The following is a 22,278-nucleotide window of genomic DNA, read 5'->3' on the forward strand; positions in this document are numbered from 1 at the left end:
ATCCGCCTCCTATGCCTTCTCGATATTGACGAGGAACGACTTGAACTCCGGCGTCTGGGTGTTGGCGTCCCCCACGAAGGGGGTCAGGGTGTTGGCCAGGTAACCGCTCTTGGCAACGCCCTTGAAGCCCCAGTGGAACGGGATGCCCACGTGGTGGACGGTCTGGCCGTTCACCGTGAGGGGCCTGATGCGTTTGGTCACCACCGCCACCGCCTTGATGAAGCCGCGATGGGACCAGACCTTGACCCGGTCCCCGGCCTTGATCCCCTTTTCCTTGGCCAACTGCTCGCCGATCTCCACGAACTGCTCCGGCTGCATGATGGCCGACAGCTTGGTGTGCTTGGTCCAGAAGTGGAAGTGCTCGGTGAGGCGGTAGGTGGTGCCGGCGTAGGGGTACTCCTTTCCCTTGCCGAAGGCCTCCAGATCGCCCTTGAACACCCGCGCCGCCGGGTTGCTGATCACCTTCGGGTGCAGGAGGTTGGTGTCGATGGGGGTCTCGAACGGCTCGTAGTGCTCGGGGAACGGCCCTTCCGCCATCTTGTCCAGGGCAAAGAGCCGCCCCACGCCTTCCGTTTGCATGATAAAGGGGTTCATCCCCTCGCTGGGAGGTGAGTCCGCCTTGAAGTCGGGCACGTCGGGGCCGGTCCACTTGGCGCCGTCCCAGTACACCAGCGCGCGCTTCGGGTCCCACGGCTTGCCGGACGGGTCGCAGGAGGCGCGGTTGTACAGGACGCGCCGGTTGGCCGGCCAGGCGAAGGCCCAGTTGAGGGTGTTGCCCAGGCCCGAGGGATCGGAGTTGTCCCGCCGGGCCATCATGTTCCCCTTCTCCGTCCAGGCCCCCGAATAGATCCAGCAGCCGGACGAGGTGGTGCCGTCGTCCTTGAGTTGGGCGAAGCCGTCCAGTTGCTGCCCCTTCTTCAGGACGACCTTGGTCGGGTCCTTGGGGTCGGTCAGGTCGGCCAGGGCCTTGCCGTTGTACTCCATGGCCAACTCCTCGGGAGCCGGCGCATGGGGGATCTTGTAGTTCCAGGTGAGGTTCATGAGCGCGTCCGGGAAGGCGCCCCCCTCTTTTTTGTACAGCTCCCGCAGCTTGAGGAAGATGCCGGCGATGATGTCCGCATCCTGTTTGGCCTCTCCCGGCGGCTCGGCCCCCTTGTAGTGCCACTGCAGCCAGCGCCCGGAGTTGGTGAGGGAGCCGTTCTCCTCGGCGAAGCAGGTGGAGGGGAGGCGGATCACCTCGGTCTGGATCGTGGCCGGGTCCACGTCGTTGAATTCGCCGTGGTTCTCCCAGAAGCACGAGGTCTCCGTGGCCAGGGGGTCGATCACCACCAGGTATTTCAACTGGGACATGGCCTTGCTCAGCTTGGCCCTGTTGGGGAACGCGGCCAGGGGGTTGAAGCCCTGGCAGACGTAGCCGTTCAGCTTGCCCCGGAACATCAGCTCGAACACCTGGAGCACGTCGTACACCTTGTCCAGCTTGGGCAGCCAGTCGAAGCACCAGTTGTTCTCCTTGGTCGCCCTGTCGCCGTACCAGGATTTCATCAGGCTGACGTGGAACTTGGGATAGTTCTGCCAGTAGGACATCTGGCCGGGGCGCACGGGCTTCTGGGTCCGCTTGTCCACGTAGGCCTGGTAGTCGGCCTCCGTATCCCGGGGCAGGGTAAGATACCCCGGCAGGGCGTCGGACAGAAGCCCCAGGTCGGTGAGTCCCTGGATGTTGGAGTGGCCCCGCAGGGCGTTCATCCCCCCGCCGGCCATGCCCATGTTGCCCAACAGGAGCTGCACCATGGCCGCGGTGCGGATCATCTGCGATCCCACCGAGTGCTGGGTCCACCCCAGGGCGTACATGAAGGTCAGGGTGCGGTCGGGCGCCGAGGTGGTGGCGATGGTTGCGCACACCTTGAGGAAGGCGTCTTTGGGGGTGCCGCAGATGTTGCTCACCGCCTCCGGCGTGTAGCAGGAGTAGTGCTGCTTGAGCAGTTGCAGCACGCAGCGGGGGTGCTGCATGGTCTCGTCCACCGCGGCAAAGCCGTCCGCCCCGATCTCGTAAGACCAGGTGGATTTGTCGTAGGTGCGTTTCGGTTCGTCGTAGCCCGAGAACAGACCCTCGTCGAACCGGTATCCCGCGTTGACGATGAAGGTGGCGTTGGTGTAGGCCTTGACGTATTCGTGCTGGATCTTGTCGTGGGAGAGCAGGTAGTTGATCACCCCGCCCAGGAAGGCGATGTCCGTGCCGGTGCGGATGGGGGCGTAGTAGTCGGCCACCGATGCCGAACGGGTGAAGCGGGGGTCTACCACGAGCAACGTCGCGTGGTTGTGGGCCTTGGCCTCGGTCACCCATTTGAAGCCGCAGGGGTGAGCCTCGGCGGCGTTGCCGCCCATGACGACGATGACGTTGGCGTTTTTGATATCAACCCAATGGTTGGTCATGGCACCGCGACCGAATGTGGGGGCCAAACTGGCCACCGTTGGTCCGTGTCAGACTCGGGCCTGATTGTCGAAGGCCAGGGCGCCCAGGCTGCGGATGGCCTTCTGGGTGATGTAGCCGGATTCGTTGCTGGAGGCGGAGGCCGCCAGGAAACCGGTGGTCACCCAGCGGTTGACCGTGACGCCGGCGGCGTTTTTGGCAATGAAGTTTTTGTCCCGGTCGTCCTTCATCAGCCGGGCCACCCGGGTAAATGCCTCGTCCCAAGAGATGCGCTGCCATTCCCTGGAGCCGGGGGCGCGGTATTCCGGGTACTTGAGCCGGTTTTCGCTGTGGATGAAATCCACCAGCCCCGCACCCTTGGGGCAGAGGGTACCGCGGTTCACCGGATGGTCCGGATCGCCCTCGATGTGGAAGATCGCCGACTCGGCGTTTTTCGCCCGGTCCCCCAGGCTGTGCATGATCAGGCCGCAACTCACCGAGCAGTAGGGGCAGGTGTTGCGGGTCTCGGTACTGCGGGCCAGCTTGAACGTGCGGACCTCTGCCTGCGCTTCGCCGGGCGAAAAGCCCAGCATGGCGATGCTGGAACTCCCCAGCCCGCCGGCAGAAATCTTGAAAAACTGTCTTCGCGTCACTTTCATTGCCACGCCTCCTCTGGTTAGTCGGATACCGAGCATGCGGTCAACATGCTAATTTTTTATATGGTATTATTCTATTGCCACAATGGCCAAACATCAACCCCCGGCAAAAATTATTTTGGTCTGAGAAAGGCCAAAACACCGAAGGGGCACCCTCCATGACGCTCGTTTCCCTGCAGGATACAACGGCAATTTGACGCCGGCCCCCAGAGGTGAGCAAAAAATGAATTTTCGGTCACAGGGAGGCGTCACGGCCATGGGCAACGGCAGGAAGGGCTCAAAACAAGGGGGAGAGGCTCCTGCGCCGAGTGGCTTGACAAACACGATTAACGGTGTTAATTATAATAACAATAGTACCATGCTGAATGAAGACAGGCCATCCCATGGGCATAGTCGAACGAAAAGAACGGCAGAAAGAATCGCTCCGGCAGGAGATTCTCGACGCAGCGCGGGAAATCCTGCTCGCCGAGGGATATGCCAAGCTTTCCATGCGCAGCATCGCCAAGCGCATCGAGTATTCCCCCACCACGATCTACCTCTATTTCAAAAACAAGGACGAAATCCTCTTCCATCTCTGCGACGAATCGCTGGAGCGCCAATTCGAGGCCATGGATGCGGCGGCCGACGGCAAATCATCCCCCCTGGCGCGGTTACGCGCAACGTTGCGGGCCTATATCGATTTCGGCCTCTCCGAACCGGACCGCTACCGGATTACCTATATGACCGATATTTCCCCGTATGTCAGCGTGGCCAGCATATTGAACGAGGGGAGCTTCGGCAATAAGCTGCTCGAGTTGGTGCGGCGGCGGCTGAACGACATACTCGTCGAATCCGGGTCGGCCCTGGACCCGGAAAGCGCCTTCCAGACGCTCTGGGCCCACAGTCACGGCATCGTGTCGCTTTTGATAAGCTGCCCCGACTTCCCCTGGGTTGAACGGGACAAGCTCATTGAAACAAACATCGACATAAGCTTGAAGGGTTTACTGCCCTGACCCGCCGCCGCGCGACTTTTTTTTACCCATTAACTTAACACTGTTCTTTTGATTCACAGCGATAACACAGCCAAAACGACGCATTACGGCAGAGAAGGAGTCAGCAATGAAAGCAGTCGTTCTTTTTCTGGCAGGGATGTTGGCCATGACGCTTCCGGCATGCTCATCGGGCAAAAAAAGTGAACAGAGCGCCGGTTCAGCGATACCGGTGAAGATCGGCACGCCGCACCATCGGGAAGACCGGGAGGCCGTGTCGGTCAGCGGGACCACCGCCGCTCCGGATGCGCCGGCAAATGCCTCGTTCCTCGTATCCGGAAAGGTGATCCAGGTCGGCCCGCGGGAAGGGGACCCGGTCAGGAAGGGGCAACTGCTGGCATCGGTCGATCCGACCGATTACCGGCTGGCCCTGGCAGCGGCCACGGCACAGGCCGACATGGCCCGGGTCGCCTATGAACGCGCCGAGGATGAGCATCGGCGCATGAAGATGCTGTTCGACTCCAAGAGCCTGGCGCCCAACGATTACCGGAAATTCAGGGCCGCATTCGAATCCGCCCGGCAGCAGGTGGAGCAGGCCGTTGCCTCGGAAAAGCTGTCCCGGAAACACGTGGCCGATGCAACGCTCCATGCGTCCGTCAGCGGGTTCATTGCCAAACGCGCCATCGAACCGGGCGAAATGGCGAGCCCTGGCCGCCCGGTCTTCGAAATCGTCAGGTTGGATACCGTAGAGGTCAGCGTGGGGGTCCCCGAGACCGACGTGCACCTCGTCCGTGCGGGACAGAGGGCCGAGGTTACGCTGCCGGCATTGCCGGGGAGGTCATTCGAGGGGACCGTACGCCTCGTCAATGTTTCCGCCGATGCCGGCACGCGCACCTATATGACCCGCATCAGCGTCCCGAACCCGAAACACGAGCTCAGGATCGGCATGGTTGCGGAAGCGCACATCCGCGGCGACAGGACGGTAAAGCTGCTGACCCTGCCGGTGGAGGCGATCGTGCGCGACCCGCAGGGCGCCACGATGGTCTACATCTACTATCCCGCCCAAAAACGGGCGTATGCCAAGCGGGTCGAAACCGGCGTCATGTACGGCAATGAGATCGAAATCAAGCAGGGGCTCACGGGGGACGAGCCGGTCATCCTTGCCGGCCAGGAGCGCCTCCGGGACGGCGCCCCCGTTTCCGCCATACCGGCCGGGGAGGCCCCGGGAAAGAAGACAGCGGCACCCGAAAAGGGGGCGCGGCAATGAACCTGGCCAAGGCCTCCTTGCGTTATCCGACCGTTACCGTGATCCTCGCGGCACTGCTGGTCATCGTCGGCGTTCGCGCCTTCCTCGTCATGCCCCGCACGGAAGACCCCACCATAACGATACGCACCGGCCTGGTGCTGGCCCTCTACCCGGGCGCCACATCCGAACAGGTGGAAAAACAGGTCACCAAAACCCTGGAAAAGCATATCTTCAAATTCCCCGAGGTCAGGAAGGGCAAGACCTATTCGACGAGCCGCCCCGGCCTGGTCGCCATCAATGTGGAGCTTGAGGACTACGTAAAAAACGCGGATCAATTCTGGGCCAAGCTGCGCAATGAACTGAACGAGACCCGGGCCACGGAACTGCCCGACGGCGTGCGCGGCCCCATGGTGAACTCGGATTTCGGCGACACGGTGGCCATGCTCATCGCCGTGCACGGGAAACGCTACGGCTACCGGGAACTGCGCGATTACGTGGACCGGATTCAGGATGAGCTCCGGTCGGTCCGGGATATCGGCAAGCTGGCAACCTATGGCGGCCAAAGCGAAGAGATCTGGATCACCAGCAGCCTTGAGCGAGTCTCCCAGTATTTTGCCGACCCGGCCCGGGTTGTCCAGGCGCTGCAACAGCAAAACATCATTGCCGGTTCCGGGAATTTCGAGGCGTCCCAGGCCAAGATACCCCTGCGCACGACCGGTTTTTTTACTGCTGAAGAACAGATCCGCAGGACCATGGTCGATGTATCCCGAACCGGACAGCCGGTATACCTGCGCGACTTCGCCACGGTCGAGCGCCGGTATCAGGACCCCACATTCCTGGTGCGCCACGATGGCGAGCCGAGCATCCTTCTGTCCGTGGAGATGCAAAAGGGGAAGAACATCGTCCAACTCGGGGAACAGATCGACCGGGTCTTCACCCGCCTGAAAAGCGCCCTGCCCCCGGACGTCCAGCTCGAGTTGATCGCCAACCAGCCGGCGGTCGTGAAAAGCCGCATGACGAGCCTAAGCCACGAGTTCCTCCTGGCGATCGGCTCCGTGATCCTCGTGACCGTCATCCTCCTGCCGATCCGCGTTGCCGTGATCGCCGCCCTGGCCATACCCATCACGCTGTGTGCGACCCTGGGGGTCATGAACGCCCTGGGCATCGCCCTGCACCAGGTTTCCATCGCCGCCCTGATCGTGGTGCTCGGAATCGTCGTGGATGACGCCATCGTCATTGCGGACAACTATGTGGAGCTTCTCGACCGGAAGGTGCCGAAGGCCGAGGCGGCCTGGCGTTCGGCCACCGACGTGGTGGTCCCGGTATTCACCGCGACGGTGACGATCGTCTTTTCCTTCCTGCCGCTCCTCATCCTCAGCGGGTCGGTGGGGGAGTTCATCATGGCGCTGCCGCTCACGGTCGCCATTGCCCTGACGGTCTCCTTCATCGTGGCGGTGCTGTTCACCCCCATACTCTGCCGGTTCTTCATCAAAAAGGGGCTGCACGACCACGAAAACGGGGAAACAAAGGGTGCGAAAAAGACCTTCAGCGTGCTGGATGCACTCCAGGCCGGCTACAAGATCCTGATCACCCGGTTCATGGCGAAAAAGCGCTGTGCCGTACTGCTCGGCGCCGGCGCCTTTGCCGCCGGCGTGGTCCTCTTCGGGACCGTGCGGGAGCAGTTCTTCCCCTCCGCCGAGCGCAACCAGTTCGTGATCGACGTGTGGATGAGCCAGGGAGCGCGCATCGAGAGCACGGATGCGGTAATGCGCCGCATCGAGAACCACCTGGCCAGCAGGCCCGGGATCACCCACTACGCCAGCTTTGTCGGGCAAAGCGCCCCGCGTTTCTACTACAACGTGAACCCCCAGTTGCCGGACGCGGCCTATGGCCAGTTCATCGTCAACACGAAATCTGTCGAAGCGACGCCGCTGCTCGTCGACGAACTGCGCACCAGCCTGGCCAGCCTGGCCCCCGAGGCGCTGGTCATCGTCAAGGAGTTGCAGCAGGGGGAACTGCTGGAAGCCCCGATCGAGGTCCGCATCTCCGGCGACGATATCGGCGAGCTGAAGCGCCTGGCCGCCCAGGTCCAGACCATCGTTTCCGCCGTGCCGTACGCCCAGTTTGTCCACAACGATTTTTTCAACGATTCGTGCCTGGTGGATGTGAACGTCAACAACGAACTGGCGAACCGGCTCGGCATAACGAACTCCTCCGTTTCCCGGCTCTTGAGCGGCGCCCTGGACGGCGGCCCGGTCAACACGCTGTGGGAAGGGGACCGGCCGGTGAGCATACTGCTTCGCCTCGACCAGGACTCCCGCACCTCGTTCGCCGCTGTGCAAAACGCCTACCTGACATCCCGGCTTACCAACGCCAGCGTGCCGCTCCGCTCCATAGCGACCCTCCAGCCCGAATGGCAAACCAGCCGGATTGTCCGCCGCAACGGCGTGAGAACCATCACGGTGCGAGGTTTCGTCAAGCAGGGATGGTATGCCTCCGATCTGTTGAAAACCGTCCGGCCGCACATAAAAGCCATGCAACTCCCCCCGGGCTACCGGATCGAATACGGCGGGGAAAGTTCCAACAGCGAGCAGACCCTGCCGGAGATGACGGTGGCCCTCGGCATCAGCCTGCTGGCCATCTTCCTGGTCCTTCTCGTCCAGTTCAGGACCGTGAGCGAACCTCTCGTCATCATGTCGTCCATACCGTTGGCCCTGCCCGGGGCGGTGCTTGGCCTGTTGCTCACGCACAACCCCTTCGGCTTCACCGCCTTCATGGGGATGATCAGCCTCTGCGGCATCGTGGTGCGCAACGCCATCATCCTGGTGGACTACATCAAGGAGAAAATAGCCGAGGGCGAAAGCCTGGAGCAGGCGGCAACGGAGGCGGGGGAACGCCGTCTGCGCCCCATCTTCCTGACGACCATGGCCGCTGCGGTGGGGGTGACGCCCATGATCCTCTCCGGGTCCAGCCTCTGGAGCCCTCTGGCCAGCGTCATCGCGGTGGGGTTGATCCTCTCCATGTTCTTTACGCTCCTGGTGGTGCCGGTCCTCTACGTGATCGTCATGTCGCGGAAAAGGAGGGCCGTCCCCCCTGCCCTGGCCGTGATCCTGGCCGCGGCCGGCCTGCTGGCGGCCGCGGCGGGGCAGGCTTGGGCTGAGCAGGTGAAGCTCACGCTCCCCGAAGCGGTGGACCTGGCGCGGCACCAGAACAGCGCCCTGAAGATCTCCCTGGCAAAGGTCCGGGAAAACGGGCAGCGCGTGGTTTCGGCCCGGGCGGACTACTTCCCCCGCCTGTCCAACACGACGTCGTATGTGGGCGTTTCCGACCAGGAACTGGTCACCGTACCCGCCGGCAGCCTGGGCACCATCCCGGGGGCGGGGCCCTTTCCGTCGCAAACCACCACGCTCCGCCAGGGTGCCGCCGCCACACTGCTCAGCACCACGACCCTGAGCCAGCCGTTGACGCAACTGTTCAAGGTCCACGAAGCCAACCAAATTGCGGATACGGACCAGAGGATCGCGGAAGCGGACGCCAAAAAGGCGGAACAGGAGGTGATCCTTGGGGTACACCAACTCTATTATGGTGTGTTGATCGCCCACAAGCAGCAAGAGGCGGCCCAGGCGGCAGTGGCGGCTACACGGGAAGAGGTGCGGGAAAGCGAGGACGGCGTCAGGGCCGGCAATCTGCTCGATGTCGCGGTGGCGGGCAGCCGCGTGCAGAGCCTCCAAAGCAGGCATTCGCTCCTGGCCGCCGAGATCCTGATAGCCGATTTGACGGCGGAACTGAACGACCTTCTGGGGCTGGCGCCGGATACGGAACTGATTCTGGCGCCGGTGGCTGAAGCGCCGCCCGCGCCTCAGCCTCTTTCCGGGTATCTCCGGGACGCGCTCTCCCGCAACCCCGAACTGCTGGCGGCACGGGGCGCCGCCGTCAAGGCCGGCCACGCCCTAAACGCCGCCCAGGACGAGTACATCCCGGATATCAGCCTGTTCGCCCGCCACACCTATCAGGACGGAGTCCCCTTCCTGGCCCACAATATCGGCACCTTCGGCGCGCAGATGACCTGGACCATCTTCGACTGGGGGAGCCGCCGGGGCGTCGTCGGCCAGCGCAGGGCGCAGGTGGCCCAGGCCGAGGAGAACGTGAAGCGGCTGGAACAGCGCGTCACGGTCGAGATTGACAAGGCGTACCGGAAGCTGGAGCAGACCCGGCTGATGGTGGATGTGGCCCGGGAGGAGCTGCAACTGCGGAAGGAGCAACTGCGCCTGAGCGCCAACCGGGTAAAGGCCGGGGCCACCACGGCGGCCCGCCATGCCGAATCGGTTGCCGCCGTCGCGAAGGCCGAGGCCGATGAACTTCAGGCTGAGTTGGGATACCGCCTTGCCCAGGCGGAGTTGGAGCGGATCACTGGTATCTCCAGCTATTGACGATAGCCCTCTGCTCCCAAGTGACAGCTTCCACTTTTATCGGCGACCATAAACAAAGGGAGTTAACCAATAGGCTAATTCCCTTTGTTATTACGCATAGTTTCAAATGAAATCCCGCAGAAAATGTTGGATATCAAATATCGAGATTCACGACATTGAGTGCGTTGGTTTCGATAAAATCGCGGCGCGGCTCCACTTGGTCGCCCATCAGGATGGTGAATATTTCATCCGATTCGACGATATCCTCGATCTTGACCTGAAGCAGCACCCGGTTGTCGGGGTCCATGGTCGTCTCCCAGAGCTGCTCCGGGTTCATCTCGCCGAGGCCTTTGTAGCGCTGGATGGCAAGTCCCTTCTTGGCCTGTTCCAGGAAGAACGTGAGCAATTCTTCGTGGTTGCTGGTCTCGAACAGGAGTTTTCCCCCTTCCTGTTGTTCGAAAAAGGCGTGGCCGTCAGCCATGGTCTCGATTACGCGGCGATGGTTATCGACCAGCAATTCGTATTCGTGGGTCGAGAGCACGGACAGCACCTGATGGTCGATGACGGCGCGGATATTGCCGATGCGGAAGGTGATCCGATCCTCCTCCACCTGATAGTCGGCGCCGGTGGAGAGTGCCTTCATGGCATCAAGGTACGGCTCCAGGGCGGTAAGCTCTTCCAGGTCAGCCGGCACATTGCTGCGGATGATGAGCGAGAGCAGGTCGCTGGTAATCCCTTTTTTGACCACCTTGTCGAAGATGGCGCGGTTTTCGATTAACTGCTTGATGACCGGAATAATCTGCTTCCCGATATAAACCCGGTCCCCCTTCTCCAGGCGCAGGGTCAGATCCTCGGCCCCCTCCTCCAGAAGGTAGTTCTGCATCGCCGCTTCATTCTTCAGGTACATCTCCCTTTTGCCGCGTTTTACCTTGTAGAGCGGCGGCTGGGCGATGTAGAGGTGCCCGCGCTGGATCAGCTCCTGCATGTTCCGGTAGAAGAAGGTCAAAAGCAGGGTCAGGATGTGGGACCCGTCCACATCGGCGTCGGTCATGACGATGATGCGGTGATAACGGAGCTTGGAGATGTCGAAGTCGTCCTTGCCGATGCCGGTGCCCAGGGCCGTGATCAGGGTGCGGATCTCCTGGGAGGAGATCATCTTGTCGAAGCGCGCCTTTTCCACGTTGAGGATCTTCCCCTTGAGGGGCAGGATGGCCTGGAATTTCCGGTCGCGCCCCTGCTTGGCCGAACCGCCGGCGGAATCGCCCTCGACCAGGTACAGTTCGCACTGGGCAGGATCCTTTTCCTGGCAGTCGGCCAGTTTACCCGGCAGGCCCCCCATGTCCAGGGCGCCCTTGCGGCGGGTCAGGTCGCGGGCTCTGCGGGCCGCTTCCCGGGCCCGGGCCGCGTCGATGGACTTTTCCAGAATCCGTTTGGCGATCTGGGGATTCTCCTCCAGAAACTGGGCCAGTTTGTCGTTCAGCAGGGTCTCGACATATCCCTTGACCTCCGAGTTGCCCAGTTTGGTCTTGGTCTGCCCTTCGAACTGGGGCTGGGGGATCTTGACCGAGATGACGCAGGTCAGCCCCTCCCGCAGGTCGTCGCCCGAGATGGTTACCTTGGCGTTCTTGAGCAGGTTGTTGGCCGCGGCATAGCTGTTCATGGTGCGGGTCAGGGCCGCCTTGAAGCCCGCCAGGTGGGTTCCCCCCTCGTGGGTGTTGATGTTGTTGGCAAAGGTGAAGATCTTCTCGTCGTAGGAGTCGTTGTACTGCAGGGAAACCTCGGTCTCCACCCCCCCTTTTTCGCCCTTGATGTAGATCGGCTTGGGGTGCAGCGGCGTCTTGGTGCGGTTCAGGTACTCAACGAAGGAGTTGATGCCCCCCTCGTAGTAGAACTCGTGGGACTTGTTCTCCACCCGCTCGTCGGCGATCCTGATCCTGACGCCGGCGTTGAGGAAGGCCAGTTCCCGGAGCCGCTGGGAGAGCACGTCGAAAGAGAACTCGGTGGTCTCGAAGATCTCCTCGTCCGGCATGAAGGTGACCTTGGTGCCCCGTTTCTTGGTCTCGCCGGTTATCTCCAGGGGTGCCTGGGGATCGCCCCGGCGGTAGGACTGGCGCCAGACCTTGCCGTCCCGGCGGATCTCCAGTTCCAGCCACTTGGAGAGGGCGTTGACGACGGAAACCCCGACGCCGTGCAGACCGCCGGAGACCTTGTAGGAGTCGTTGTCGAACTTGCCGCCGGCATGGAGCACGGTCAGGACCACCTCAGCCGCCGATCTGCCTTCGGTGGGATGCATGTCGGTAGGTATGCCGCGGCCGTTGTCCACGACCGTCACCGAACCGTCGGTGTTGATGGTCACGCTGACATCGTCGCAGTGGCCGGCCAGGGCCTCGTCGATGGCATTATCCACGATCTCGTACACCAGGTGGTGCAGGCCGGCGCTGGAGGTGGAGCCGATGTACATGGCCGGGCGTTTGCGTACCGCTGCCAGCCCTTCCAGAACCTTGATGTTCTCCGCTCCATACTCTTCCACATCTTGCGTCGTGTTATCCAATTGTTCACTCATGCGGTTCATTTCCCTCAAACGTCAGATTGCCGTCTTCCACACGGAAAACGGCGCAGTGTGCAGCAGCGCCCAACAGGGCAGGTGATCGTTCCGTGGTGGTGATAAACACCTGGATATCCCGGGAGAAGAGAAAATCCATCAGGTTCCTGTTCCGGCGGGCGTCGAGCTCGGAACTCATGTCGTCCAGCAAAAGCAACGGCGGCTCCTGGAAAATGGCCTGGAGATTGTCCACCTCGGCCATCTTCAGCGCCAGAACGAAACTCTTCTGCTGCCCCTGGGAACCGAAACTCTTCAGCGGCCGGCCATCCAGGCAGAGCATCAGATCGTCCCGATGGGGGCCGGCCGTCGTCGTGCCGTACCGTTCGTCGCTCCGGGCATGCCGGGCGAACAGCTCCAGCAGCTGGCCGCGGATGGTCTCCCTCTCCTCCGCCCGCACCCCCTCGGGTTGGTAAGCGATGCCGGCCGTCTCCTTCTCCCCGGAGATGGTGGCATAGTGGCGTTGCAGCATGCCGTTGAGTTGCGCCACGTAGCGAATGCGCCGTTCGATGACCTCGGCCCCCGCCTCGGCCAGCTGCTCGGTCCAGGTATCCAAGCCGGTCCGATCGGCACTCTTCAGGAGATGGTTGCGCTGCTTGAGAATCCGGTGATAGCCGTGCCAGCTATGCAGGTAACCGATATCCCCCGTGTAGACGGCCCGGTCCAGGTAACGGCGCCGCGCGTCGGGCCCCAGCCTGACCATGCCGGTATCGTCGGGGGAGAAAACCACCGCATTCAGCCTGCCGTGCAGGTCCGATGCCCGTTGAATCCCCTTGCCGTCCACCTCCACCCGGCGGCCCGCCGCCTCCAGGGTCAGCCTGATGCGGTTCAGCGTTCCGGCCGACTGAACCTCGCCCTGAATCTGGGCGATCTGCCGGTCATGTCCGATGAGTTCGGGAAGACGTGCCGTTCTGAAGGAGCGAGGGCTTCCCAGCAGGTAGATCGCCTCCAGCAAATTCGTCTTCCCCTGCCCATTGAGGCCGTACAGCAGGTTAAAGCCTGCGCCGGGGCTGATGCGAACCGCAGCTATATTCCGAAAACCGGCAACCGCCAGCTGTTTGAGCAGCATCCCGCTCTGCCGCTAGAGTCTCATGGGCATGATCACCGCAAGAAAGCTATCCGAACCTTCCGGCACAATGATCGATGGGGAGAGTTCATCCCGGAATTTCATCTCCACGCTTTCGGTTTCGGCCACGGCCAGCACGTCCAGGAGATAGCGGGCATTGAACCTGACGGATATGGGCTCGCCGTCGTACGCTACGTCGATATCCTCCATGGCGTCGCCCAGTTCCGGGTTGCTCGAGGATATCTTCACGCCGCCGGAAGATATCTCCAGCATGATCCCCTTGAATTTTTCGCTGGAGAGTATGGCCATCCTGCGGACGGAGTGGGTGAAATTTTCCTTGTCGACCGTGACGATGCGATCATTGGCCGCGGGGATAACCCGGTTGTAGTCCGGGAACTCGCCGTCGACCAGACGCATGACCATGTAGGAATCGCCCCGCTTGATCACCGCACTGTTGTCCATGAAGCCGAACATCAGGGTGCCGCCATCCTCGTCGGTGATCTTTTTCATCTCGTACACGCCTTTTTTGGGGAGGATGACCCCCTTCAGGAGTTCTGGGCCGGCCGTTCCCTTGAGGGCTCCGGTGGCGATGGAGAGGCGGTGGCCATCGGTGGCGACCATTTTGAGGGCGTTTTCGCCGTTTTCGTTAACCTCGACCTTGGCGAATATCCCGTTCAGGTTGTATTTTGTCTCGTCGGTGCAGATGGCGTAGGATGTCTTTTCGATCATGCCTTTCAGCAGGGCGCTCTCTATCTCGAAAAGATTTTCTTCCTTGATTTCGGGAAAATAGGGAAATTCGTCGGGAGAAAGTCCCACGATGTTGAATTTCACCTTGCCGCATTTTATCTCGACCCAGTCGTTGTCCTTTGTTGAGAAGACGATGGCCTGGTTTGGGAGTTCCTTGACGATCTCGTACAACTTTTTAGCCCCGACCGTGATCCTTCCGGGGGCCGTGACTTCGGCGGGGTAGGTGCCCTTCATTCCTACCTCGAGGTCGGTGGCGGTTACATGCAGTGAGGAGCCGGTTGCCTCCAGAAGGACATTCGACAGAATCGGCATGGACGTTCGTTTTTCGACGATACCCTGAATCTTTTGCAGCGACTTGAGGAACAGTTCCTTATCGATTGTAAATTCCATCTGTCACTCCTTACTGGAAAAGGTTTTATGTTTAGTCTTTAAACCTTTGTTGTTTATTGTTGGTCCTGTTGATATGGGTAAAAACGTGCAACACGACGACCTGGCGGAATAATTTCGATTTCAGCCCTGTTGACAACTTCGGGACGCAGGAGCCGGTTATCAACAGTACGACGGTTATGCACAGATATCCACAATTAGTTAACAGGGTTGTCTCATTTCAATATTCCCTGCCTGATATCGTCGACAAGTTTGAAAAGTTTCTGATCGTCGTGCAGCGCCTTGTCGATTTTCTTGGTGGCGTAGATGACGGTTGAGTGGTCCTTGCCACCGAACTTCGAGCCGATGTCGGGGTAGGAGGCCTTTGTCATGTCCCGGCAGAGCCAGATGGCGATCTGACGCGCCTGAACGAGATTTTTCTGCCGTTTTTCCGATTTCAGGTCGGCTATCTTAATAGCGAACTGGTCCGCCACCGCTTTTTGTATCAATTCTATGGTGATCTCTTTGCGCCGGTCACCCAGGATATCCTTGAGGCTTTCCTTGGCCATCTCAAGGGTAATGGGGATGTTCTGCAGGCTGCTGTAGGCGCCGAGTCTGATCAGCATGCCCTCCAGTTCGCGTATGTTTCTCGTATCGCTGGAGGCGAGAAAGTAGGTGACATCCTCGGGAAGACGTATCTTGGTCACTTCCGACTTCTTCTTAAGAATGGCTATCTTGGTTTCCAGGTCGGGAGGTTGGATATCCGCGATCAGGCCCCATTCGAAACGCGAGCGGAGACGCTCCTCCAGATCCGATATCTCCCGGGGGAACTTGTCGGAGGTGATGACGATCTGCTTATGGGCCTCGTGGAGGGCGTTGAAGGTGTGGAAAAACTCCTCCTGGGTCCCTGTTTTCCCGGATATGAACTGAATATCGTCGATAAGGAGCACATCGACATTCCTGAACAGGTTTCTGAATATATCCATCTTCTTGAGGCGAAGGTGGTTCACCATCTCGTACATGAACTTTTCTGCCGAACAGTAGCAGACATTCAACGAGGGCGACGTGCTGCGGATGGTGTGGCCGATGGCGTTCAGCAGGTGACTTTTGCCGAGGCCGACGCCACCGTAGATGAAGAGCGGGTTATAGGTATCGGCCGGATTGTTGGCCACGGCCATAGCGGCTGCATGGGCGAAATGGTTACCGGTGCCGCTGACAAACAGGTCGAAGGTGTATTTGGAATTCAGGGGGGTGACGGTGGAATCCAACTGGGCGCTCTTCGCCTGTTCAGCCTCTTCCTGGTGCCCCTTGATGATGAGATCTTCCGCTAAAAGGGTTTCGGACTCGCTGTTGTGGTCCCTGACCACAAAGGAGAGAGAGAGGTTATGCCCCGACGTGACCGTCAGTGCGCCGAGGATGACCTTCTGATAGTTTTCCTCCAGCCAATCCTTGAAAAACGAGGTGGGAACGGAAAGATAGACCGTATTGCCATCGTGGTGGCTGTAATTTACCGGCTTGATCCAAGTGGCAAAATCTCGCTCGGAAAGGACTTTTTCCAGATTTTCGGCGGCTTGTTGCCAAGCTTCATGCATATTCACATCACATTCTCATTATCAAAAGGGTGGGGATGAGTGGGGTTATCCACAATGGTCTCACAGGGCATATTACCAGTGGTATGAAGTGCTTTTACGTCGCTGACCCTTATGAATATCCACAGTTATCAACACGATTTTCAACACCTGTTGATAACTTATAGCGCAGCTAAATCAAATAGTTAAACATACTTTACTGAATATTAAGGACTTTTTTAAGCCAGAGCAGATTAACAGAGGCGGGGTCATTTTTCAAGGCAAATCACTTTGAAGTTGCTGTTCCGGTCGAGTAATAATTTTCTTGACAATTTCAAGGTGATATGGTTAAAAGCTCATTTCCTGATACAATCATTCAGAGGAGCTATGATATGAAAAGAACATTTCAGCCCAGCAACACCTCGCGCAAGCGTACCCACGGCTTTTTGGTGCGCATGTCCACCAAGAACGGCCGTCTCGTGATCAAGCGCAGAAGGGCCAAAGGCCGTAAAAGTCTGTCCGTCCGCATTGCTGCCAAGTAATACTTGTGGGAGGGTGGAACGCCGGTGTTTTCCAAAGTCGGTACGGCTGAGGAAGCGTTTGGAATTTCTCAGGCTTTTGAACTCTCCCCACAAGTTTTCCACCAAGGGGTTCCTTGTTGTCTGGCAGGAAAACGGCGGCAGCCAGGCGCGTCTGGGGGTCACGGTCAGCAAAAAGGTCGGCTGCGCCGTGGTTCGCAACAGGATCAAGCGGTATACCAGAGAAACATTCAGGCAGATGCGGCTCCTTCTGCCGTGCGTGGATTTGAATGTCGTGGCACGACGCGAGTCGGCAATGATGGACTTCGGCGCTGTTCGACGAGAACTTGAAAAGGCCTTCAGGCATATCGGCATATCCCCATGCTCAAGCGCATTGCGCTCATCGTAATCAGGCTGTACCAGAAGCTGCTGTCGCCGCTTCTTCCGCAGACCTGCCGGTTTTATCCCTCCTGTTCCGAGTATTCCCGCGAATCAATTATACGGTATGGCGTTGTCAGGGGCGTTTGGCTTACCCTGATCAGGCTTTGTAAATGTCACCCCTTTCATCCGGGCGGGTTCGATCCGGTACCTTAATCAAGAGAGCACAACTGGAGCTTTTATGGAAAAGCGCGCATTTCTGGCAGTCATTCTTTCGATAGCGGTTTTCTATGTTTTTACCACGGTCTTCGGCCCGGGAAAAACACAAATCCCGCCTAAAGCCACCCCCGCAGCAAGCTCTGCCGCGCCAACGCCGGCCCCGGCTGCTGCGACGTCGGCACAGCCGGCCCCGGCAGGAGTCCCCGCACCCACCCCGGCCGTTGTCAAGGACGTGACCGTGGAGACCGGCCTCTACACGGCGGTTTTCTCTTCGCGGGGCGGAAGTCTCAAGAGCCTTACCCTCAAGAAGTACCGCGAGCAGAATACCCCCGCCGCCAGTTCGGTTGTGCTCGGGACTCACGCCGATCCCTCCCTTCTCAACTTTTCCACCAGGGGGGCCGGGTTCAACCTCCCGGACGGCACCGTATTCGTGCCGGATACCGGCGCCATTACCCTGACCGGCGGCGAGAGCCGGCAACTGACGTTCAATTACGTATCCGGTCAGGGGTTCACCGTGCGTAAGGTCTTCACCTTTGCAGGGGACTCCTACGGCATCAAGTTGGATACCCAGGTGTTCAACAACTCCGCTGCGCCCCTGGTCGGGACCATCCAGCAGGTGATGACCTATCCGGCGGAACATAAGGTTAAGGACAACCGCCTCGATACGGCCGGCTCCTACCTCTACTCGGACAACAGCCTCAAGGCCGACAAGGCCAAGGATGTGGCCGGTGCCTCGAAGAAGTATGACAAGAGCATCCTTTGGGCGGGCTTTTCCGACAAGTACTTTCTGAGTGCCCTCCTTGCCGACAAGGGGAGCATCGCTTCCGTCGAATTGAAAAAGAACGCCGCCGGCTTCCTGGAATCCATCGTCTCGGCCCCGCAGTTCACGATCAATCCCGGACAGGCCGCCACGGTGACCCAGCGGCTGTTCGTCGGCCCCAAGGATATCGACATCCTCAAGGCCCAAGGCAATTCGCTGGAACAGTCCCTCGATCTGGGGTGGTTTACGGTGATTGCCAAGCCGCTCCTGTACACCCTTAAATTCTTCTACCGCTATGTCGGCAACTACGGCATCGCCATCATTATCATCACCATCATTCTCAAGGCGCTGTTCTTCCCCCTGACCCACAAGAGCTACAAATCCATGAAGGGGATGCAGAAGATCCAGCCGGAGATGAACAAGATCCGCGAGAAGTACAAGAACGACCGCGACGCCATGAACAAGGCGGTCATGGAACTGTACCGCGACCACAAGGTCAACCCGTTGGGGGGGTGCCTGCCCATGGTCGTCCAGATTCCGGTGTTTTTCGCCCTCTACAAGGCGCTCATGTTCTCCATCGAGCTGCGCCATGCGCCGTTCTTCTTCTGGATTACCGACCTGTCCGACAAGGACCCCTACTATGTCACTCCCGTCATCATGGGGGTCACCATGTTCGTGCAGCAGAAGATGACCCCCTCCCAGATGGACCCGGTCCAGCAAAAGATGATGCTGGCCCTGCCGGTGGTGTTCACCTTCATGTTCTTGAGCTTCCCCTCCGGCCTGGTCCTGTACTGGCTGGTGAACAATATCCTGACCATCGGCCAGCAGATGTACATCAACAAGCTGGTCAAGGATTGACGAACGCCGTGGCTTGCGGCACAATCGAAGCGCCCTTGCCAATGCAGGGGCGCTTTTTGCTTTAAACCTAAAAACGACGGCAGTCATTTACCACAAAGTCACAAAGGGCACAAAGAAATTCAGATACTTATGAAGATAAAGAGTCGAACCAATCAGGTGAAAGACTTTGATAAGATAGCCGACTGATTTTCCTTTGTGTCTTTGTGGTTCAAATGTTTTTTCTTGGTTAAAGGATACGACCTTCATGGATTACATCGCCGACCTGCATATCCATTCCCCCTTTTCGCGGGCAACCAGCCCGCAGAGCAGCTTGGCCGGCCTGGCCGGTTGGGCGCGGATCAAGGGTATTCAGGTGATCGGCACCGGCGACTTCACCCACCCCGGCTGGTTCCGCCGCCTCAAGGAGGAGTTGGAGCCGGCCGAACCGGGACTGTTCCGCCTGAAGGACGAGGCCGCCGTCGCTTCGCCGCTGCCGGGGGCGGCCGCCCTTGCCGGCCCGGTGCGGTTCCTCCTTTCGGCGGAGATCAGCAGCATCTACAAGCGCCACGGCGTGGTGCGCAAGGTCCACAATCTGCTCTACGTGCCGGATTTCGTCTCTGCCGAGCGGCTGAACGCCAAGCTGGCCGGCATCGGCAACATCGAGTCCGACGGGCGCCCCATCCTGGGGCTGGACAGCCGCAACCTGCTGGAGATTCTGTTGGAGCAGGCGCCTGAGGGGTTCCTGGTGCCGGCTCACATCTGGACGCCCTGGTTCTCCCTGTTCGGCTCGAAATCCGGCTTCGACGCCATCGAGGAGTGTTTCGACGACCTGACGCCCCACATCTTTGCCCTGGAGACCGGGCTCTCCTCCGACCCGGACATGAACCGCCTGATATCGGCTCTGGACCGTTTCGCCCTGATCTCCAACTCGGACTGCCATTCCCCCTCAAAATTGGGGCGGGAGGCCAACCTCCTGGCCACCGACCTCGATTTTTTCGCCCTGCGGGCCGCCATCAAAGGGAACCGGCGGGAGACCTTCCGCGGCACGGTGGAGTTTTTCCCCGAGGAGGGGAAGTACCACGCCGACGGCCACCGGGCCTGCCATGTCTGCCTCGACCCCGTGGAGAGCCGGCGGCTCGGATTGCGCTGTCCGGTCTGCGCCAGACCCCTGACCATTGGGGTCTACCACCGGGTGATGGAACTGGCCGACCGGGAGGAGCCGCTCTACCGGGAGGATTCGCCGGAGGTGTTCAGCCTCATCCCCCTGCCCGAGGTGCTGGGGGAGATCATCGGGGCCGGACCGGCCTCCAAGGGGGTCATGGAACAGTACCGCCGCACCATCGGGCGGTTCGGGTCGGAATTCAACCTGCTGCTGCACGTCCCTCTGGACGAGATTCGCCAGGCCTCGCCGGTCCTGGGCGAGGCCGTGGGGCGCATGCGCGCCGGCCGGGTCATCCGCCAGCCCGGTTTCGACGGCGAGTACGGCGTGATCAGGGTCTTCGAAGAGGGGGAGGCGGGACAATTTGCCGGCCAGGGGAGCCTGTTCGGCGATGGGTCGGCGCCGCGGCGCCGGAAAAAGAAGACCGAGGCCGTGGCGTTGCCGGCTCTCGATGTTGTCGGGGAACCCGTGGACGACGCCCCCGGGGCAGCGCCCGGCCCCAACCCGGAGCAGGCGGCGGCCATCGGCTCCACAAGCCGCCATATCCTGGTGGCGGCCGGACCGGGAACCGGCAAGACCTCCACCCTGATAGCGCGCATCGCGGCGCTGCTGGCGGCGGGGAACGACCCGGCCCGCATGGTGGCCGTCACCTTTACCGCCAAGGCGGCCGATGAGGTGCGCGAGCGCCTGTTGAAACAGGTCGGGGCGGCGGGTGAAGCGGTCTTCGTGGGGACCTTCCACCGGTTTTGCCTCGACCGGCTCCGCCGCGAAGCGCCGGCCCTGGCGGTGGTCGGCCCGGAGGACCGGGAGCGCCTGTTCAAACGTCTCTTCCCGGAACAGGGCGCAGCCGAGCGCCAACGCCTTGGCGAGGCGTTGGCCGATCATTTTGCCCAACCGGACGGCGAGGCCTCCGCGGCCATCCGGCGCTATCTGGACGAACTGGACCGTCTCGGCGCCCTGGACCTGGATGCCGTTATTCCGGTGTTCACCCGACGGCTGAGCCGTGAGCCCGAACTGCGCCGCCGGGTCTGCGACCCGGTGGCACACCTGTTCGTGGATGAGTTCCAGGACCTGAACGCAGGCCAGTTCGAGCTGGTGCGCATCCTGGCCGAACAGGCCCGCGTCTTTGCCATCGGCGATCCCGACCAAGCCATCTACGGCTTCCGGGGGAGCGACCCGGAGTTTTTCTTCCGCTTCGGCACTATGGCCGGTGTCGAGCAGATCTCCCTGACCCGCAACTACCGGTGTCCCGCCCCGGTCATCGCCGCGGCAACGGCGGTCATCGCCCATAACGGCCGGCGCAGCGGCCTGCCCCTGGTCGCCGCTTCCGGGCGGGGGGGCGGCATCGAACTGCACACCGCGCCGTCCGGGGCGGCCGAGGCCGAATTCGTCGTGCGCCGCATCGAGGAGTTGCTGGGGGGCATCGAGCACTTTTCCATCAATTCCGGCCGGGGCGGCGACGGCGGGACGGGACGGGGCTTGAGCTTCGGCGACATCGCCGTGCTCTTCAGGCTCGGGAGGCAGGCCGAGGAGATCTCTGCCGCCCTGGAGCGGCGCGGCATACCGTTCCAGCAGGTCGGGGTGAGCCCCTTTTACCTTGCTGCGGAGATACGACCGGCCTACTATTGGGTGCAGGCCGCCGCCGGATCGGAGACCATCGCCGACTGGCTGCAACTGGCAAGCGCCCTTCCGGGTGTCGGAGCGGCAAGCCTCGGTCGCATGGAGGCGGTACTCCCCCTGGCGGGCGATTTCTTCGCCTCCCTTGCCCCTCTCGAACTGCCCCGGGCGCTGCGTGACGGCATCGTTGACCTGGAACGGGCCATGAGCCGGTTCCGTGCGGCCGCGACCCGCAGCGGCCTGGCTGCGGCGTTGCTCGATGCGCTGCCGTTTCTCTCCCTGGACCCGGCCCAGGCCGCCACCGTGCGGTTCCTGGACCTGGCCGGCAGTTTCGGCCATGATCTGCCGGGCTTCGGCAGCCACCTGCGCCGCTACGCCGAAGCCACCGTCTACGACGAGCGTGCCGAGGCGGTCGCCCTCATGACCCTCCATGCCGCCAAAGGGCTGGAGTTCCCGGTGGTCTTCCTGACCGGCGCCGAGGAGGGGCTGCTTCCCTGTACCCTCTGGCGTGACGTGGATACGGAGGAGGAGCGGCGGCTGTTCTACGTCGGCCTGACCCGCGCCAAGGAGCGGCTGCTTCTGACCGCTTCCGCCACGCGTCCCTGGGTCGGCCCGTCCCCCCGGCAACTCTCCCGGTTCGTCGCCGAGATACCGGGGCCGCTGCTGTCGGCCGCGAATGCCGGCCCAATCAGGAAGGTGAAGGGTACGAAAGACCCGGGCCAGATGGACCTGTTTTGATGCCCCGAACGGAACAAGGA

Annotated in this window: 13 protein-coding genes; 8 read left to right on the plus strand and 5 right to left on the minus strand. The window is 60.9% G+C overall.

All coding sequences use genetic code 11. The features are described from left to right. Window positions 1-9 precede the first annotated feature (9 nt). Window positions 10-3,102, minus strand: a complete 3,093-nt coding sequence (fdnG, locus tag F6V30_RS03250) for a formate dehydrogenase-N subunit alpha (RefSeq protein WP_476739150.1) — start codon at window positions 3,100-3,102, stop codon at window positions 10-12. Window positions 3,103-3,446: 344 nt separating this feature from the next. On the opposite strand from fdnG, the gene F6V30_RS03255 reads away from it, so the two are divergent. The 3 genes from F6V30_RS03255 to F6V30_RS03265 all read left to right on the plus strand — a co-directional run bounded on the left by F6V30_RS03255 (window position 3,447) and on the right by F6V30_RS03265 (window position 9,707). Continuing rightward, window positions 3,447-4,055, plus strand: coding sequence for a TetR/AcrR family transcriptional regulator (locus F6V30_RS03255; protein ID WP_191965561.1), 609 nt, complete (start codon window positions 3,447-3,449; stop codon window positions 4,053-4,055). 106 nt (window positions 4,056-4,161) lie between these two features. Next, window positions 4,162-5,298, plus strand: coding sequence for an efflux RND transporter periplasmic adaptor subunit (locus F6V30_RS03260; RefSeq protein WP_151155058.1), 1,137 nt, complete (start codon window positions 4,162-4,164; stop codon window positions 5,296-5,298). Then, complete coding sequence (locus F6V30_RS03265) at window positions 5,295-9,707, plus strand: efflux RND transporter permease subunit (RefSeq protein ID WP_151155059.1); 4,413 nt, start codon at window positions 5,295-5,297, stop codon at window positions 9,705-9,707. Before F6V30_RS03260 ends, F6V30_RS03265 begins: the two co-directional genes overlap by 4 nt. 133 nt (window positions 9,708-9,840) lie before the next feature. On the opposite strand, the gene gyrB is transcribed toward F6V30_RS03265, so the two are convergent. The 4 genes from gyrB to dnaA form a co-directional block, all read right to left on the minus strand. Further along, window positions 9,841-12,249, minus strand: a complete 2,409-nt coding sequence (gene gyrB / locus F6V30_RS03270; protein ID WP_151155060.1) for a DNA topoisomerase (ATP-hydrolyzing) subunit B — start codon at window positions 12,247-12,249, stop codon at window positions 9,841-9,843. Beyond that, the gene (gene recF / locus F6V30_RS03275) at window positions 12,242-13,354 is read right to left on the minus strand and encodes a DNA replication/repair protein RecF (protein WP_151155061.1); all 1,113 of its coding nucleotides are present in this window, start codon (window positions 13,352-13,354) and stop codon (window positions 12,242-12,244) included. The genes gyrB and recF overlap by 8 nt, the downstream gene beginning before the upstream one ends. Before the next feature lie 12 nt (window positions 13,355-13,366). Then, complete coding sequence (gene dnaN, locus F6V30_RS03280; RefSeq protein WP_151155062.1) at window positions 13,367-14,488, minus strand: DNA polymerase III subunit beta; 1,122 nt, start codon at window positions 14,486-14,488, stop codon at window positions 13,367-13,369. Between the two features lie 212 nt (window positions 14,489-14,700). Next, on the minus strand, window positions 14,701-16,056 hold the full coding sequence (gene dnaA / locus F6V30_RS03285; protein WP_151156400.1) for a chromosomal replication initiator protein DnaA: 1,356 nt from the start codon (window positions 16,054-16,056) through the stop codon (window positions 14,701-14,703). 368 nt (window positions 16,057-16,424) lie between these two features. On the opposite strand from dnaA, the gene rpmH reads away from it, so the two are divergent. From rpmH to F6V30_RS03310, 5 genes are all read left to right on the plus strand, one after another. After that, entirely contained in the window at window positions 16,425-16,574 is a 150-nt protein-coding gene (rpmH, locus tag F6V30_RS03290; RefSeq protein WP_149308211.1) for a 50S ribosomal protein L34, read from the plus strand. Between the two features lie 13 nt (window positions 16,575-16,587). Next, complete coding sequence (rnpA, locus tag F6V30_RS03295) at window positions 16,588-16,959, plus strand: ribonuclease P protein component (RefSeq protein WP_275938119.1); 372 nt, start codon at window positions 16,588-16,590, stop codon at window positions 16,957-16,959. Further along, window positions 16,932-17,144 carry a membrane protein insertion efficiency factor YidD gene (gene yidD / locus F6V30_RS03300; protein ID WP_149308215.1) on the plus strand — a complete coding sequence of 71 codons (213 nt, stop codon included), beginning with the start codon at window positions 16,932-16,934 and terminating at the stop codon, window positions 17,142-17,144. The genes rnpA and yidD overlap by 28 nt, the downstream gene beginning before the upstream one ends. A 25-nt stretch (window positions 17,145-17,169) precedes the next feature. Next, complete coding sequence (gene yidC, locus F6V30_RS03305) at window positions 17,170-18,765, plus strand: membrane protein insertase YidC (protein WP_151155064.1); 1,596 nt, start codon at window positions 17,170-17,172, stop codon at window positions 18,763-18,765. A gap of 244 nt (window positions 18,766-19,009) precedes the next feature. After that, window positions 19,010-22,258, plus strand: coding sequence for a UvrD-helicase domain-containing protein (locus F6V30_RS03310; protein WP_151155065.1), 3,249 nt, complete (start codon window positions 19,010-19,012; stop codon window positions 22,256-22,258). The last annotated feature ends 20 nt before the right edge of the window (window positions 22,259-22,278 follow it).

Origin of the sequence: Oryzomonas sagensis (genome assembly GCF_008802355.1) — a bacterium.
GTDB lineage: Bacteria > Desulfobacterota > Desulfuromonadia > Geobacterales > Pseudopelobacteraceae > Oryzomonas > Oryzomonas sagensis.

Excerpts from the sequence above, each read along its gene's own strand:
- F6V30_RS03255 (WP_191965561.1), top strand. The coding sequence starts at position 3,447 with ATGGGCATAGTCGAACGAAAAGAACGGCAGAAAGAATCGCTCCGGCAG.
- F6V30_RS03260 (WP_151155058.1), top strand. The coding sequence starts at position 4,162 with ATGAAAGCAGTCGTTCTTTTTCTGGCAGGGATGTTGGCCATGACGCTT.
- F6V30_RS03265 (WP_151155059.1), top strand. The coding sequence starts at position 5,295 with ATGAACCTGGCCAAGGCCTCCTTGCGTTATCCGACCGTTACCGTGATC.
- gyrB (WP_151155060.1), bottom strand. The coding sequence starts at position 12,249 with ATGAGTGAACAATTGGATAACACGACGCAAGATGTGGAAGAGTATGGA.
- recF (WP_151155061.1), bottom strand. The coding sequence starts at position 13,354 with ATGCTGCTCAAACAGCTGGCGGTTGCCGGTTTTCGGAATATAGCTGCG.
- dnaN (WP_151155062.1), bottom strand. The coding sequence starts at position 14,488 with ATGGAATTTACAATCGATAAGGAACTGTTCCTCAAGTCGCTGCAAAAG.
- dnaA (WP_151156400.1), bottom strand. The coding sequence starts at position 16,056 with ATGCATGAAGCTTGGCAACAAGCCGCCGAAAATCTGGAAAAAGTCCTT.
- rpmH (WP_149308211.1), top strand. The coding sequence starts at position 16,425 with ATGAAAAGAACATTTCAGCCCAGCAACACCTCGCGCAAGCGTACCCAC.
- yidD (WP_149308215.1), top strand. The coding sequence starts at position 16,932 with ATGCTCAAGCGCATTGCGCTCATCGTAATCAGGCTGTACCAGAAGCTG.
- yidC (WP_151155064.1), top strand. The coding sequence starts at position 17,170 with ATGGAAAAGCGCGCATTTCTGGCAGTCATTCTTTCGATAGCGGTTTTC.
- F6V30_RS03310 (WP_151155065.1), top strand. The coding sequence starts at position 19,010 with ATGGATTACATCGCCGACCTGCATATCCATTCCCCCTTTTCGCGGGCA.